Source organism: Brevibacterium sp. SIMBA_078 (assembly GCF_046534565.1).
Taxonomy (GTDB): Bacteria; Actinomycetota; Actinomycetes; order Actinomycetales; family Brevibacteriaceae; genus Brevibacterium.
In genome coordinates, this window is sequence record NZ_JAWRYQ010000001.1 from 1,591,929 (window position 1) to 1,606,404 (window position 14,476).

General features: G+C 66.3%; 10 protein-coding genes and 1 riboswitch. Of the genes, 8 read left to right on the plus strand and 2 right to left on the minus strand.

Annotated elements, in window-relative coordinates; genetic code table 11:
• Positions 1-6 precede the first annotated feature (6 nt).
• Positions 7-1,305, minus strand: a complete 1,299-nt coding sequence (locus SB749_RS07055; protein ID WP_410709702.1) for a DUF1990 family protein — start codon at positions 1,303-1,305, stop codon at positions 7-9.
• 167 nt (positions 1,306-1,472) lie between these two features.
• Between SB749_RS07055 and SB749_RS07060 the strand changes: the two genes are divergently transcribed.
• Positions 1,473-2,291 (plus strand): SDR family oxidoreductase, encoded by an 819-nt coding sequence (locus tag SB749_RS07060; RefSeq protein ID WP_410709703.1) that lies wholly within the window; start codon positions 1,473-1,475, stop codon positions 2,289-2,291.
• A 273-nt stretch (positions 2,292-2,564) separates the two neighbouring features.
• Here SB749_RS07060 and SB749_RS07065 read toward each other — a convergent pair whose 3' ends face one another.
• Positions 2,565-3,179 (minus strand): TetR/AcrR family transcriptional regulator, encoded by a 615-nt coding sequence (locus tag SB749_RS07065; RefSeq protein WP_410709704.1) that lies wholly within the window; start codon positions 3,177-3,179, stop codon positions 2,565-2,567.
• A 260-nt stretch (positions 3,180-3,439) separates the two neighbouring features.
• On the opposite strand from SB749_RS07065, the gene SB749_RS07070 reads away from it, so the two are divergent.
• The 7 genes from SB749_RS07070 to SB749_RS07100 all read left to right on the plus strand — a co-directional run bounded on the left by SB749_RS07070 (position 3,440) and on the right by SB749_RS07100 (position 14,419).
• A complete protein-coding gene (locus SB749_RS07070; protein ID WP_410709705.1) occupies positions 3,440-5,185 on the plus strand; it encodes a class I adenylate-forming enzyme family protein in 1,746 nt (581 codons plus the stop codon).
• Positions 5,186-5,223: 38 nt separating this feature from the next.
• Entirely contained in the window at positions 5,224-6,003 is a 780-nt protein-coding gene (locus SB749_RS07075; protein WP_410709706.1) for an SDR family oxidoreductase, read from the plus strand.
• Positions 6,000-7,259: an acyl-CoA dehydrogenase family protein gene (locus tag SB749_RS07080; protein WP_410709707.1), complete on the plus strand. Its 1,260-nt coding sequence runs from the start codon at positions 6,000-6,002 to the stop codon at positions 7,257-7,259. Before SB749_RS07075 ends, SB749_RS07080 begins: the two co-directional genes overlap by 4 nt.
• Positions 7,256-8,338 carry a phosphotransferase family protein gene (locus SB749_RS07085; protein ID WP_410709708.1) on the plus strand — a complete coding sequence of 361 codons (1,083 nt, stop codon included), beginning with the start codon at positions 7,256-7,258 and terminating at the stop codon, positions 8,336-8,338. Before SB749_RS07080 ends, SB749_RS07085 begins: the two co-directional genes overlap by 4 nt.
• Positions 8,339-8,431: 93 nt before the next feature.
• Positions 8,432-9,721: an MFS transporter gene (locus SB749_RS07090; RefSeq protein WP_410709709.1), complete on the plus strand. Its 1,290-nt coding sequence runs from the start codon at positions 8,432-8,434 to the stop codon at positions 9,719-9,721.
• A 287-nt stretch (positions 9,722-10,008) separates the two neighbouring features.
• A riboswitch (glycine riboswitch) is annotated at positions 10,009-10,124 on the plus strand.
• Positions 10,125-10,223: 99 nt separating this feature from the next.
• Positions 10,224-13,157 carry an aminomethyl-transferring glycine dehydrogenase gene (gene gcvP / locus SB749_RS07095; RefSeq protein WP_410709710.1) on the plus strand — a complete coding sequence of 978 codons (2,934 nt, stop codon included), beginning with the start codon at positions 10,224-10,226 and terminating at the stop codon, positions 13,155-13,157.
• Positions 13,157-14,419, plus strand: coding sequence for a glycine cleavage system aminomethyltransferase GcvT (locus SB749_RS07100; RefSeq protein WP_410709711.1), 1,263 nt, complete (start codon positions 13,157-13,159; stop codon positions 14,417-14,419). Before gcvP ends, SB749_RS07100 begins: the two co-directional genes overlap by 1 nt.
• Positions 14,420-14,476 lie beyond the last annotated feature (57 nt).

The window sequence follows — 14,476 nt, forward strand, 5'->3', positions numbered from 1 at the left end:
GGCGGCTCACAGGTGAGCGTTCCAGTCATCGAGGCGGCGGCGGAGATCCTCGGCGGTCATGTCGGTGAGGCCGATCCCGTGATAGTTCGGCAGCCAGGTCTCGACGCGATCATGGGCACGTGCCGCGGCTTGGACGTCCCAGGCGCGGATGTCATGGATGCGGCGGCCGAGGAGTCGTTCGTACTCGTCGAGAAAGTCGGCGGCCGCCTCGGGGGAACCGAGCAGCACGAGATCCTGACGGCACCACGCGAGGTCGACCCCGCGAGGTCCGTGGCTCGCGCCCGACCAGTCGACGACTCCGGTGAGGCGCCCGCCTGCCCACAAAGCATTGCCTGCCCAGAAATCTGTGTGCGTGAGGACCTCTTCGTCACGGTCGAGGTTCGCCCACTCCCGCTGGGCGCGAATCGCGATGGCAGAGTCTCCTGGCGGCGGGGACAGCGGAGTCAGAGGCAGACCGGTGCCGTCGAGTTCGTGGATGCGCACCAGCGCCGCGGCCATCTCGCGGGCGATGGTGGTCAGAGGCGTCGCTGGACCCGGTGGTGACCCCGGTACGCGGGTCGTGACGATGATCGGGTCGTTGGTGTCGGCGCTGTGGGCGATGAGGCGGGGGACGAGATCGCCGAGCGAGCTCAGCCGATCGAGCACCTCGGCTTCCCTGACAGCCGCATCGTGGCCCGTGGGAAATGCGCGGACGACGAGCTCCGCGTCTCCGTCGCGGGCGGACATGGTCAGCGCGTGCTGACCGCCGGCAAGGGTCTCGATGAGTCTCAGCTCCCGGCCGATCAGCGCCGAAGCAGTCGCGAGGGCGCGTGCGAGGCGGCTTCGTTCGGCAGTCCTGAGCTGTCTCCTCAGCCCTTCGGCATAGCGCCTGGCCATCAACTCCTGTCCGGCCACGGTCACCGGAGCGCCCAGACGGAGGAGAGGATGTGCTGGGACGGAATCGGCGCTGATGGTCACGCCGAGGCGGCCGTCAGTGCCGATGGACACGAGGAAGGTCTCCTCTCCGTTCTCGAGGTGGCCCGGCAGGGTGCGATAGGTGAATCCGGCGCGATCCCTCTCATCGATCACCCGTGTGACGACGCACGAACCGACGGGCACGAGCAGATCGCGACCGCGCAGCCGCCTCGGCGAGGCTGGCCAAACGGGATTGAGTCCCAAGCTGACGATCCGACCTTCGGCCACTCGGCGAGCCGGGTGGACGACGACGCCGGCGAGGTCCTGCAGCATCCAGGAGAAGATCGCTTCCCGGGCGAGCGGGAACTGGTCGCCCGAGCCGAGATCGAGATGGAACTCGAGATGATTCATGACTCCATTCTCGTCTTATGCCCTCGCGTGATGATGTGTAGTCCTTGTCTTCTTCGAACGGCTATGCCTACGATGAGAAGCGAACGCTGAACGAACGCTCGCTTCACGGCGTTTCGCGAGGTCAGCGCCGAACGCTCACGTCACCGCACGAACACTGGAGTTCATCAATGTCAGACAGCACCTCAGCCACTCAGTCGGCAGCCACCTCGGCGGCTCCGCAATCCGGTCGTCGTTTCGAAGGCCAGGTCGCCGTCATCACGGGCGCCAGTCGCGGCATCGGCCTCGGAATCGCTCGGCGGCTCAACGCGGAGGGGGCCACCGTCGTGCTCACCGCGCGCAAGCCCGAAGCGCTCAATGAGGCGGTCGCCGAGTTCCCCGAAGGCACGGCGCTCGCCATCGCCGGCAAGGCCGACGACCCGGCGCACAGGGCAGAGGTGTTCGACACGGTCGCTGAGAAATTCGGTCGCCTCGATGTACTCGTGGCCAACGCCGGAATCAACCCGGTCTACGGCCCGCTCGTCGATATGGAACTCGATGCCGCGCGGAAGATCTTCGACGTCAACGTCCTCGGCACGCTGGCCTGGGTGCAGGACGCCGTCCACCATGAGGGCCTGAACTTCCGTGAGAACAAGGGGCGCGTCGTCACCCTGTCGTCGGTCGCCGGCCAGATCCCGAGCGAAGGCATCGGCTTCTACGGCATTTCGAAGGCCGCGGTCTCGCATCTGACGAAGACGCTCGCCGTGGAGCTCGGGCCGGACATCCGCGTCAATGCCGTCGCCCCGGCAGTGGTCAAGACGAAGTTCGCCACGGCGCTCTACGAAGGCAGGGAGGAAGAGGTCGCCTCTGCGTACCCGGTCAAGCGCCTCGGGACCCCTGAAGACATCGCCGGTGCCGTCGCCTATCTCGCCTCGAACGACGCCGACTGGATCACCGCTCAAGTGCTCACAGCCGATGGGGGAGTTGTCACCGCCGGCGGCAGCGCCTGACACCGAGGCTGAGCCTGCGGCTGAACCTTGGTTGCCGATAAACGGCAGCCCGAAACATAGGTCGCCATCGGACATCTGCACCCGAATCCAGGTCGCCATCGGATACTTCTCTTGACGGAAAGTATCCGATGGCGACCTGAATTTTTCTGCGGTGCCATTCTGAGGGGCATTGTTTGGTCGATCCACGGTGTTTCAGGCCCGGAAATCACCGTGGATCGACCCAACAATCCTGTGCAGGCGGGGTTTGCGGAACAGTTCGCGGGCTGCTGGCCCCTACTTCACCGGGAGGCCGGCGGCGTGCGCACAGATCTCGCCGTAGCGTTCGGCCACCCCAGCTGGGTCGAGTTCGCCGCCGGCCCGGTACCACTGCGAGACGCCCGTGCAGATCGTCGTGATCGCTCGTGAGGCATCCCGCGGGAACTCCGTGGTGAAGCTGCCGTCGGCAACGCACTCCTCGACCACCTCGTCGAGGAGTTTCTGCTGCCGGTCACGAGCGGCGATATGAGCATCCCGGTGCTGATCCTTCAGCGCTCGGATCTCGCTGAATGCGATGAAGGCGAGATCGGACTGGTGCGCGTGGAAGAGCAGCAGGCATTCGATGAGGCGGTCGAAGCGGGCGGTCGGCTCCTGCCCGCCGTCGGCGAGTGCCGCGACGCTGCGCTGCCACAGATCCTCCATCGCCAGGCGGTCGATCTCGGCGAGGATCGCATGCTTCGATGCGAAGTGGTGATAGAGGCCTGGCACTGACAGCCCGGCCGCGCCAGCCAGCTGGCGGATACTCGTGCCGTGGAATCCGCCCGTGACGAAGCTGTTGAGAGCGGACTGAAGGATCGGCGACAGCAGCGGGGCGTCGTAGTCCCGCCAGTTCGTCATGGTTGCATTGCTCACGAGTTGTCCCTGCCTGATCCGTCTCACTGTCTTCTCATCCCTAATCTACGGGCATTCGGACCCCGCGGTTCCATTCGACCCCCGAAGCGTCCCTCCATCTCTGAGTTCGATCGCTTTGCTGCCCGAGCGGTCGACAGTCATGCCGGGCCGCCCTTGCGCCCGGTCATCGTGTGACTTACGATACAGAACTAACCGAGCGAGCGCTCGGTCGGCCGAAGCTGAGGTGCTCCGGTCCCGACACGATGAAGGGCGACAGTCAGATGGCAGCCGACAGCACTTCCACCACCACGCGGCATGTGTGGACGCGGCTCTACCCCGCCGGAGTCGGTGAGACGCCGGAGATCCACGACGCATCGACGGCTCATGCGTGGAACGCCCGCGTCGAGGCGGCCCCCAGCCAGATCGCCGTGACCTACCGTGGCCGCAGGTTCACCACCGCCGACATCGACCGTGAAGCCGAGGCGCTCGCCGCCGGGTTCCTCTCCCGCGGCCTGCAGAAGTCGAACATCGTCGGCGTCTACCTCCAGAACGTCCCGCAGTTCGCCGTGGCGCTGCTCGCGGCCTGGAAGATCGGCGTCGTCCCCCTCGTCCTCAACCCCATGTACCGCGGCCGCGAACTGCGCGCGCTCATCGACGATTCGGCCGCCTCGGCGATCATCTGCGACGAAAGCGACCTCGCTCAGGTCCAGGAGACGCTCGCCGGCGGATCGGTGACTTGGGTGCTGACCACCGATGACGACGAATACGACCGGGACCCCTCAGCCCTCACCGGCGACGCCAAGACTGCAGCTTTCCCTGAGTCAGAAACCACCCCCGCCGAGGCGACCCCCGTCGAGTCCGGGATCGCCGTCGATTCGTGGGGTCCCTTCCTCGGCTCCCAGCGGACCAACGCGCCCGACCACCGAACCGAACTGCTGCCGGGCCTCGACGACGCCGCGCTGCTCACCTACACATCAGGCACGACCGGACCGGCCAAAGGCGCCGTCGGCACCCACCGCAATGTGCTCGCCGTGGCCCGGTCGTACGGAGAGTGGCTGAACCTCGGCGAAGGCGACGTCATGCTCGCTATCGCCCCGCTCTTCCACATCACCGGAGCCGTCGCCTGCGCGGCGACCTCGCTGATCTTCCCGATCACGCTCGACTTCATCGGCCGCGTCAACGCGGACAAGATCATCACCGCCATCCGAGATGACAAGGTCACCGTGACCATCGGCTCGATCACCGTCTACAACGCCCTGCTCGAACACGAATCGGCCACAGCCGAGGACCTGCAGAGCATCCGCTACCTCTACTCCGGTGGAGCCCCCGTGCCGCCGGCCACGGTCGAGCGCTTCCGGAACCGGTTCGGCCACTACATCCACAACATCTACGGGATGACCGAAACCGCTTCCGCGGTCATCGGAGTCCCGCCCGACACCGAGGCACCCGTCGACCCGGCCACCGACACCCTGGCCATCGGCGTGCCGTTCCCCGGACTCGAAGCCCGCATCGTCGACATCGCCGACGGAACCGTCATCACCGATTCCAGCGCCGGCGAACTCGAGCTGCGCGGGCCTCAGATCACGCCCGGCTACCTCGGCAAGCCCGAAGCCAACGGGGCGGCCTTCGACGAGGGCTGGTTGCGCACCGGCGACGTCGGCGTCATGGACGATGCCGGGTGGATCTATCTCGTCGATCGGATCAAGGACCAGATCAACGCCTCCGGCTACAAGGTGTGGCCGCGCGAGGTCGAAGACGTCCTCTATGAACACCCGGCCGTGCTCGAAGCCGCCGTCGTCGGCCAGCCCGACGACTACCGCGGCGAGACCGTCGTCGCCTACGTCTCCCTGCGCACCGGTCAAGACGTCAGCGCCGAGGAATTCATCGCCTTCGCGAAAGAACGCCTCGCAGCGTACAAGTACCCGCGCACCGTCCACGTCATGTCCGACCTGCCGAAGACGCACACCGGAAAGATCCAACGCAGGCTGCTGCGAGACTCCGGAAGAGAACCAGCGTCAGATAGATAGGCACCACTGACCGACAACCATTCAAGACAGGAGAGACATTGAGCGAATCAACGATCGGACGCCGTTTCGAGGGCCAGGTCGCCCTCGTGACGGGATCGAGCCGCGGAATCGGCCTCGGCATCGCCAAGCGGCTGCAGGCCGAAGGCGCGACCGTCGTCCTCACCGCTCGCAAGCCCGAGCCCTTGGCCGAGACGGTCGCCGAATTCCCCGAAGGCACCGCAATCGGCATCGCCGGCAAGGCCGATGACTCGGCTCACCGGGCCGAAGTATTCGACACAATCGAGAAGAAGTACGGCCGCCTCGACGTCCTCGTCACGAACGTCGGCATCAACCCGGTCTACGGCGAGACCGTCGACATCGAGCTCGATGCCGCCCGTAAGATCCTCGAGGTCAACGTGCTCGGAACCCTGGCCTGGATCCAGGGCGCGGTCAACCACGAGGGTCTGCACTTCCGTGAGAACAAGGGCCGGATCCTGTCCATCTCCTCGGTCGCCGGACAGAATCCCAGCGAGGGCATCGGCATGTACGGAGTCTCGAAGGCCGCCGTCGCCCACCTCGTGAAGACCCTTGCCGTCGAACTCGGACCCGACATCCGCGTCAACGGCATCGCTCCGGCCGTCGTCAAGACCCGCTTCGCCACCGCGCTCTACGAAGGCAGAGAAGCCGAAGTCACCGCCGCCTATCCGGCCGGCCGCCTCGGCACTCCCGACGACATCGGCGCAGCTGCGGCCTACCTTACGTCGTCCGACTCGGACTGGATCACCGCCCAGATCCTCACCGCCGACGGCGGACTCATCACAGCAGGAGGCACAGCATGAGCCGGATTCCCGCAGAGGTCGAGGAGCTGCGCCAGCGCACCCGCACCTTCATCCGCGAGGTCGTCATCCCCGCCGAACCCCACCCGGGTGACTACCTCGACGAAGCGGTCCTGACCGATCTCAAGGCCAAGGCCAAGGAAGCCGGCGTATTCGCCCCGCACGTGCCCACCGAGTGGGGCGGCCAGGGCGTGCCGATCGAATTCTGGTCCCCGGTGTTCCAGGAGGCAGGATACTCGCCGATCGGGCCCGCCGTTCTCAACTGCATGGCACCCGATGAGGGCAATATGCACATGCTCGCCCAGATCGCCACGCAGGAGCAGAAGGAGCGGTTCCTCGCCCCGCTGGCCGCCGGCGACGTCCGCTCGTCGTTCGCCATGACTGAACCACATCCGGGCACCGGCTCCGACCCGTCGGCGTTGTCCACCCGCGCCGTCAAGGACGGCGACGAGTGGGTCATCAACGGCGACAAGCGCTTCATCTCCGGTGCTGAACTGAGCAGCTTCTTCATCGTCATGGCCGCCACCGACGCCGAGGAGTCGGCCGCTGCGACCGAGGGGTCGGGCTCCGCGCAGGCTCGCAAGGGCCAGGCCGCCACGATGTTCCTCGTGCCCAAAGACACCCCGGGTGTCAGTGTCGGCCGGTCGATCCACACTGTCGATCGCACCATCGCCGGCGGCCATCCCTACGTCCACTTCGACGGTGTCCGCGTCCCCGCCTCGGCGATCCTCGGCGAACCGGGCAAGGGCTTCGCCTACGCCCAGGTGCGCCTGGCACCCGCCCGCCTCACGCACTGCATGCGGTGGCTGGGACTGGCCCGCCGGGCGCTGGACACGGCTCTCGACCGTGCCGAACATCGCGAGGCATTCGGCGACGTCCTCGCACGTCAGGGCCTCGCACAGGAGCTCATCGCGCAGTCGGTCATTGATATCGAAACCTCTGACGCGATGATCACGAAGACCTCCGAGGTGCTCGCCACCGATGCGAAGGAAGCGAACTCCAGATCTTCGATCGCGAAGGTCTACTGCTCCGAAGCCGTCTACCGCGTCATCGACCGCGCCATCCAGATCACCGGTGGCGACGGAGTCTCCGACCAGCTGCCACTCGTCCAGTACCTCAACGACGTCCGTCCGTTCCGCATCTATGACGGCGCCACCGAGACGCACAAGTTCGCGATCTCCCGCCGTGCCTCATCGAAGCGCCGCAAGGAAGTCGCTGCGGGAGCTCCCCGCCTCGACATCGTGGGGGAGGCCCGGTGACCGAGAAGCTCGTCGACGTCGTCGACACCGCCGCCGAGGCGCAGGCACTGTCCGCACCGCCGTTGCTCATCGTCGACGTCCTCACCGACTACCTCGACGCGCACGGCCTCGGGTCCGGTCGCGTCCGCTGGGATCGCATCGGCGAGGGCCAGTCGAACGTCACCTTCCGGATCCGGCGTGATGACCTCGATGTGGTGCTGCGCCGCGGACCGCGCCCGCCGATCCCGAAATCGACCCATGACATGGTCCGCGAAGCGAAGATCCAGAAGGTCCTCGGCGCTCAGGGAGTGGCCGTGCCCACGATCCTCCACGTCTGCGAGGACGAATCGGTCCTCGGCGCCCCGTTCTACATCATGGATTTCGTGGCAGGCACTGTTGTCACCGACACTCTGCCGGACTTCCTCGCCGAGGTGGCTGACCGTCGCGCACTGAGCGAAGCCCTCGTCGACCGCCTCGTCGACCTCCACTCGGTCGACGTCACCGTTCCCGAGGTGGCCGCGCTTGGTCGACCGGACGGGTACCTGGAGCGCCAGGTGAAGCTGTTCGCCTCCCTTTGGGAGAAGAACACTCAGCGGTCGCTGCCCCAGGTCAGCCGCCTCGGCGAGTGGTTGGCTGCGAACATCCCGACTACTCAGCGGCACGCGGTCGTCCATGGTGACTACCGTGCCGGCAACGCGATGATCGCGTCGTCGACGCCGGTCGAGGTCGCAGCGATCCTTGACTGGGAGATGTCGACTCTCGGCGATCCGCTCGCCGACCTCGGCTATTTCCTCGTCACCTACACCGACGACGAGCATCCGCGCACGGTCATGGACCTCACTCCCGTCACGGCGGGGGAGGGATTCCTCACCCGTTCCGAACTCGCCGATCGTTACCAGCAGAAGACGGGCCTCGATCTGTCCGACCTGCCCTGGTACCAGGCGTTCGCGCTGTGGAAGGCCGCGATCTTCAGTGAAGCCATCTACACCAGATGGCGCAACGGAGAGGCACCGGCGGCCGGTGACTTCACCGGCAGCCTCGAAACCGGGGTCCCCGAACTCATCGCAGCCGCCGAAGCCATCGCCGCCACCGTCGTGTGACGGCGAGCGGCAGACAGGAAAATCCGCACCACCGAGCACCACCACCGAGATAGACAGCACCACCACATCCAATGAAGCAGTGGAAAGGAAGCCATGACCGATACGATCGCAGAGACAAAGGTGCCTCTGCAGCTGAAACGGCGATCCGTCGTCGCGAGCACCATCGGCAATATCCTCGAATGGTACGAGTGGAGCGCCTACGCGGTGTTCACACCATTCATCGCCGCCGCGATGTTCAACAGCGAGGACACGGTCTCCTCCGTCCTCGCGACCCTCGGCGTCTTCGCCGTCGGATTCCTCATGAGACCCCTGGGCGGCATCGTGTTCGGCAAGATCGCCGATGTGAAGGGGCGCAAGTTCGTCCTCATCGTCACGATGCTCATCATGGCCGGCGGTTCGTTCCTCATCGCCGTGCTGCCGACCTACGGTCAGATCGGCGTCTTCGCCTCACTGATCCTCCTCCTCATCCGAGTGGCACAGGGCTTCGCCCACGGAGGGGAGTCGGCGACGGCGAACTCCTATATCGCCGAGATCGCTCCGGCTCATCGCCGCGGATTCTGGGGCTCCATCGTCTTCGTCGCCATCTTCGGCGGTTCGGTTGTCGCCTACACGATCGGCGGCGTGATCACGAACGTCTTCTCCGAGGCCGCGGTCTCCGACTGGGCATGGAGGATCCCGTTCGCGCTCGGCGGTCTGCTCGCGCTCGTCGCGCTGTGGATGCGGCGCGGAATGGTCGAAAGCGATGTCTTCGAAGCCGACGAAGCCGAAGAGACCGTCGCCCCGACTCCTCTCGATCGCGGTCGGGTGGCCCGTGCGATCGTCCTCGTCGTGCTCATGACCTCGGGCATCACCGCGGCTCATTACACCTGGACGTCGTACGCGTCGACCCTGGCGATCACCGAGCGCGGTATGGATGCGCAGACCGCCTACTGGGCGACCGTCGGTGCGCAGATCATCGCACTCGCGTCGCTGCCCTTCTGGGGATTCCTCTCCGACCGGATCGGTCGTCGGCCGGTGCTCATCGGCTTCGGAGTGCTCATGGCGATCCTGCAGTATCCGCTCATGGGCATGATCACGGACACCGGCTGGACGTTGTTCGTAGCATCGACGCTGGCGCTGCTCGTGGTCTCGATGGCAGGAGCCCTGCTGTCGGCAGTTCTGTCCGAGGCGTTCCCTACGAAGGTCCGCACCCAGGGGATCGGCTTCGCCTACTCGGTCTCCGTGGCTGTGTTCGGCGGAACGGCACCGTATCTCAACGGACTGTTCAACTCACTCGACCTCAGTTGGCTCTCCAGCGGCTGGGTGGTCCTGCTCTGCCTGGCCACGATCGTCGCCGTGGTCAAGCTGCCCGAGACCAAGGGCAAGGACCTCAACGCGATCTGAGCGTCGTCGCGGGACTGCAGCGCCGCCTCGGCGAATATAGGTCGCAATCGGAGACAGCAACCCTAAACATAGGTCGCTATCGGATACTTCTGAGCAAGGAAAGTATCCGATAGCGACCTATTTCCGCGTTGGAGGTGCGGGGAGCTGCCGTGGGGATCCGCATCTGCAGCGAGGGGGCCAGCCCGGGGTTTGTCGGGGGTGATTTCATTCACTAGAATCGGAGGCGCAGTCTCAGCCGGGGGCTTCAGAGGTCCACCTGGTTCTGCACACAACTTCATACGCCGCTAAGACAAGACGTGGGAGAGCTGCCGCAGTCGGGCCGAATCGAGCCAGACTTCCGAGCAGCGCCGTAGGTGCAATTCCCTCCCCGGGAAACTCTCAGGCCCAGTACCACCGATTGCAGGCATATCTGAAGGACCTGAAGTCCGACAGATCGGGGAGGACACTCAGTGATCGCTGCGTCCTCCCATCGGTGGACGCAACACCGACCCTAGGACGGCAATTGACCAGTTCACTCGCCCATACGACGCAGGCAACAGGGGACACCGCACGCCCCTTCTCCGACCGCCACATCGGCCCCCGCGCCGACGACGTTACGGCCATGCTCGCCGAACTCGGCTATGACTCCCTGGAAGCACTCTCGAATGCTGCCGTCCCGGAATCCATCCAGAACGACGAGCTCAACCTGCCCGCCGGGCGCTCCGAATTCGACGTTCTGAACGACCTGCGCGACCTCGCCGACCAGAACGTCATGCGCACCCAGCTCATCGGCCAGGGCTACTACGACACGATCACCCCGGCCGTCATCCGCCGCAACCTGGTCGAGAACCCTGCCTGGTACACCGCCTACACCCCGTACCAGCCCGAGATCTCCCAGGGCCGGCTCGAAGCGCTGCTGAACTTCCAGCAGGTCGTCCAGGACCTCACCGGTCTCGACATCGCCAATGCCTCCCTCCTCGATGAGGCCACCGCCGTCGCCGAGGCGGTCCTGCTCATGCGTCGCGCCGTGAAGAAGGGGACAACCGTCGTCCTCGACTCCGAACTCCACCCGCAGACCATCGCCGTCGTCCGCGCCCGCGCCAAGGCCATGGACTTCCGCGTCACTGTCGCCGACCTCGCCGAAGGCCTCGTCGGCGAAGACATCTTCGGCATCGTCTGCGCCCAGCCCGGCACCACCGGAGCCATCCGCGACTTCACCGAGGCCGTCGACGGTGCGCACGACCGCGGGGCGCTCGTCACCTTCGACGCCGACCTGCTGGCACTGACCCTGCTCAAGGACTGCGCCTCCCAGGATGCGGACATCGCCGTCGGCTCGGCCCAGCGCTTCGGTGTGCCCCTGTTCTTCGGCGGCCCCCACGCCGGCTTCATGGCCGTGAAGTCCGGACTCCAGCGCCAGCTGCCCGGCCGCCTCGTCGGAGTGTCCAAGGACGCCCAGGGCAAGCCCGGCTACCGCCTGGCCCTGCAGACCCGCGAACAGCACATCCGCCGCCAGAAGGCGACATCGAACATCTGCACCGCGCAGGCACTGCTCGCCAACGTCGCCTCCATGTACGCCGTCTACCACGGCCCGGTCGGCCTGACCCGCATCGCCTCCCGCGTCCACCGCCTCGCCCAGGCCTTCGCGAAGGCCGCGGACACCGCCCCCGGCGCCGAGGTGCTCACCTGGGAATTCTTCGACACCGTGGCCCTGCGCGTGGCCGACGCCGAAGCCGCCCGCTACGTCGCCGACCAGGCCGGATACAACATCCGCGTCATCGACGACACCACCGTCGGCGTCTCCTTCGGCGAACCCCACACCGTCGCCGATGCCAACGGCCTGCTCGAGGCTCTGGGCATCTATGCCCGGGTCGACGCGGACGAATTCGAAGCCGCCTCGGCGGGGACCTTCGGAGCCAACGCCGTGCCGGAACCCGCGTTCGACGCGAAGTTCCACCGGAACACCGAATTCCTCACTCACTCCGTCTTCAGCGCCCACGGCTCCGAGACCTCGATGATGCGCTACCTGCGCACTCTGGCCGACCGTGACCTCGCACTGGACCGGACGATGATTCCGCTGGGCTCGTGCACGATGAAGCTCAACGCCGCCGCCGAGATGGAACCCATCACCTGGCCGGAATTCGCCTCCATCCACCCCTTCGCCCCCGTCGAACAGACCAAGGGCTGGCGCGCACTCATCGGCCGCCTCGAGGACTCCCTCGTCGAGGTCACCGGCTACGACCGTGTGTCCCTGCAGCCCAACGCCGGCTCGCAGGGTGAACTGGCCGGACTGCTCGCCATCCGCGCTTACCATGTGGCGGGTGGCGACGATGCCCGCACCGTCGTGCTCATCCCGCAGTCCGCGCACGGCACGAACGCCGCCTCCGCGGTGCTCGCCGGACTCCAGGTGCAGGTCGTCGCGACTGCCGATGACGGCTCCGTGGACATGGACGACCTCGATGCCAAGATCACCAAGCACGAAGGCAAGATCGCCGGCATCATGATCACCTACCCGTCGACCCACGGTGTCTTCGAACCGCAGATCCGCGAGGTCTGCGACAAGGTCCACGCCGCCGGCGGTCAGGTCTACGTCGACGGTGCGAACCTCAACGCCATGGTCGGACTCGCCAAGCCCGGCGAATTCGGCGGCGACGTCTCCCACCTCAACCTGCACAAGACCTTCTGCATCCCCCACGGAGGCGGCGGCCCCGGAGTCGGCCCGGTGGCGGTGCGCGAACACCTCGCTCCGTACCTGCCCGGCGATGCCACGCTGCCGGAACTCGTCGCCGGTGACCCGGACGCCAAGGAGCTGCCGATCTCCGCATCGATGTTCGGCTCCGCCGGCGTCCTGCCCATCAGCTTCGCCTACCTCGAGCTCATGGGTGCCGAAGGACTGCGCGAAGCCTCACGCTCGGCTCTGCTCGGTGCGAACTACCTGGCGAAGAAGCTCGGCGACGTCTATCCGATCCTCTACTCGGGTGAGAACGGACTCGTCGGCCACGAAACGATCCTCGACCTCCGCGCGATCACCTCGGCGACGGGAGTCACCGCCGAAGATGTCTGCAAACGCCTCGTCGACTTCGGCTTCCACGCCCCGACCCTGGCCTTCCCGGTGCCCGGAACCCTCATGGTCGAACCCACCGAGTCCGAGGACAAGGACGAACTCGACCGCTTCATCGAGGCCATGCGCACCATCCGCGCCGAGATCGACGAGATCGGCAAGTCCTATACCTACGAGGAGTCGCCGCTGGCCCTCGCGCCGCACCCGGCGACCGCGGTGATGGACGACTGGGACGGCAAGTACAGCCGCGAGACCGCGGTGTTCCCCGTTCCCGGGCTGCGCCTCACGAAGTACTTCCCGCCGGTCAGCCGCATCGACGGAGCCTACGGCGACCGCAACCTGGTGTGCTCCTGCCCGCCGCCAGAGGCCTTCGAAGAGTTCGAGGAAGAGGACAAGTGATGACCGATACGACCGCGAACACCCCCAAAGAGACCCCGCTGCACAGCATCCACGCCGAGCTCGGTGCCTCGTTCACCGACTTCGGCGGCTGGGACATGCCGCTGAAGTACGGTTCGGAACTCGCCGAACACCGTGCCGTGCGTGAGGCCGCAGGTCTCTTCGACCTCTCCCACATGGGTGAGGTGCGCATCGCCGGAACCGACGCCGCAGCCTTCCTCGACTACGCGCTCGTCGCGAAGTACTCGAAGATGAAGATCGGCAAGGCCAAGTACGGAGTCATCGTCAACGAGTCAGGCGGCCTCCTCGACGACCTCATCACCTACCGCATCGGCGACGAAGAGTTCCTCATCGTCCCCAACGCCTCGAACACGCCCACCGTGGTCGCCGCGCTGAAGGACCGCGTGCACCAGTTCGTCCAGACCGTCGCACCCGGCTCCGATGTGCACCTGACCGACGAATCCGACGCCACCGCGCTCATCGCCGTGCAGGGACCGAACTCCGAGGCGATCATCCTGCGCGCCCTCGACGAGTCCGGCCACGGCGAATTCGGACCCCGCAACGGCGCCGGTGACCAGGCGAAGGCCCAGGTCACCGACGATGCCAACGGGGGAGCCACCTCGGCGGGGGATGAGAAGATCACCATCGGCGAGGCGGTGCGCGAACTGGGGTACTACGCGTGGATGCCGCTGACGATCGCCGGGATCGACCTCATGCTCGCCCGCACCGGATACACCGGTGAGGACGGGTTCGAGCTCTACGTCCCCAACATCGGCGCCACCCGCCTGTGGAACACGCTCGTGACCTCGGGCGCGGACTACGGGCTCGTGCCCTGCGGGCTGGCCGCACGCGATTCGCTGCGCCTCGAAGCCGGAATGCCGCTCTACGGCAACGAACTCGATGAGAACACCACCCCGTACGATGCGGGACTGGGCCGGATGATCGGGTTCAACACGAAGGACGACTTCTTCGCCCGCGAGGCGCTGGCGAAGCTCGGAGAGACCGAACCGCCGCGCGTGCTCGTCGGTCTGAGTTCGGAAGGACGCCGCGCCGCCCGCTCCGGAGCCGCCGTGTCGATCGACGGCTCCGACGTTGGCACCGTCACCTCCGGTCAGCCCTCCCCGACGCTCGGCCACCCGATCGCCCTGGCCTACATCGACCGGGACCGTGCCGAGGTCGGCACCGCCGTGACCGTGGACATCCGCGGCAAGGCGCACGATTTCACCGTCACGCAGCTGCCGTTCTACAAGCGTCAGGCTCACTGAAGCTCTCACCCATAATTCATCCCGGTGGGACCGGTGACTCGTAGACTGGTCCCACCT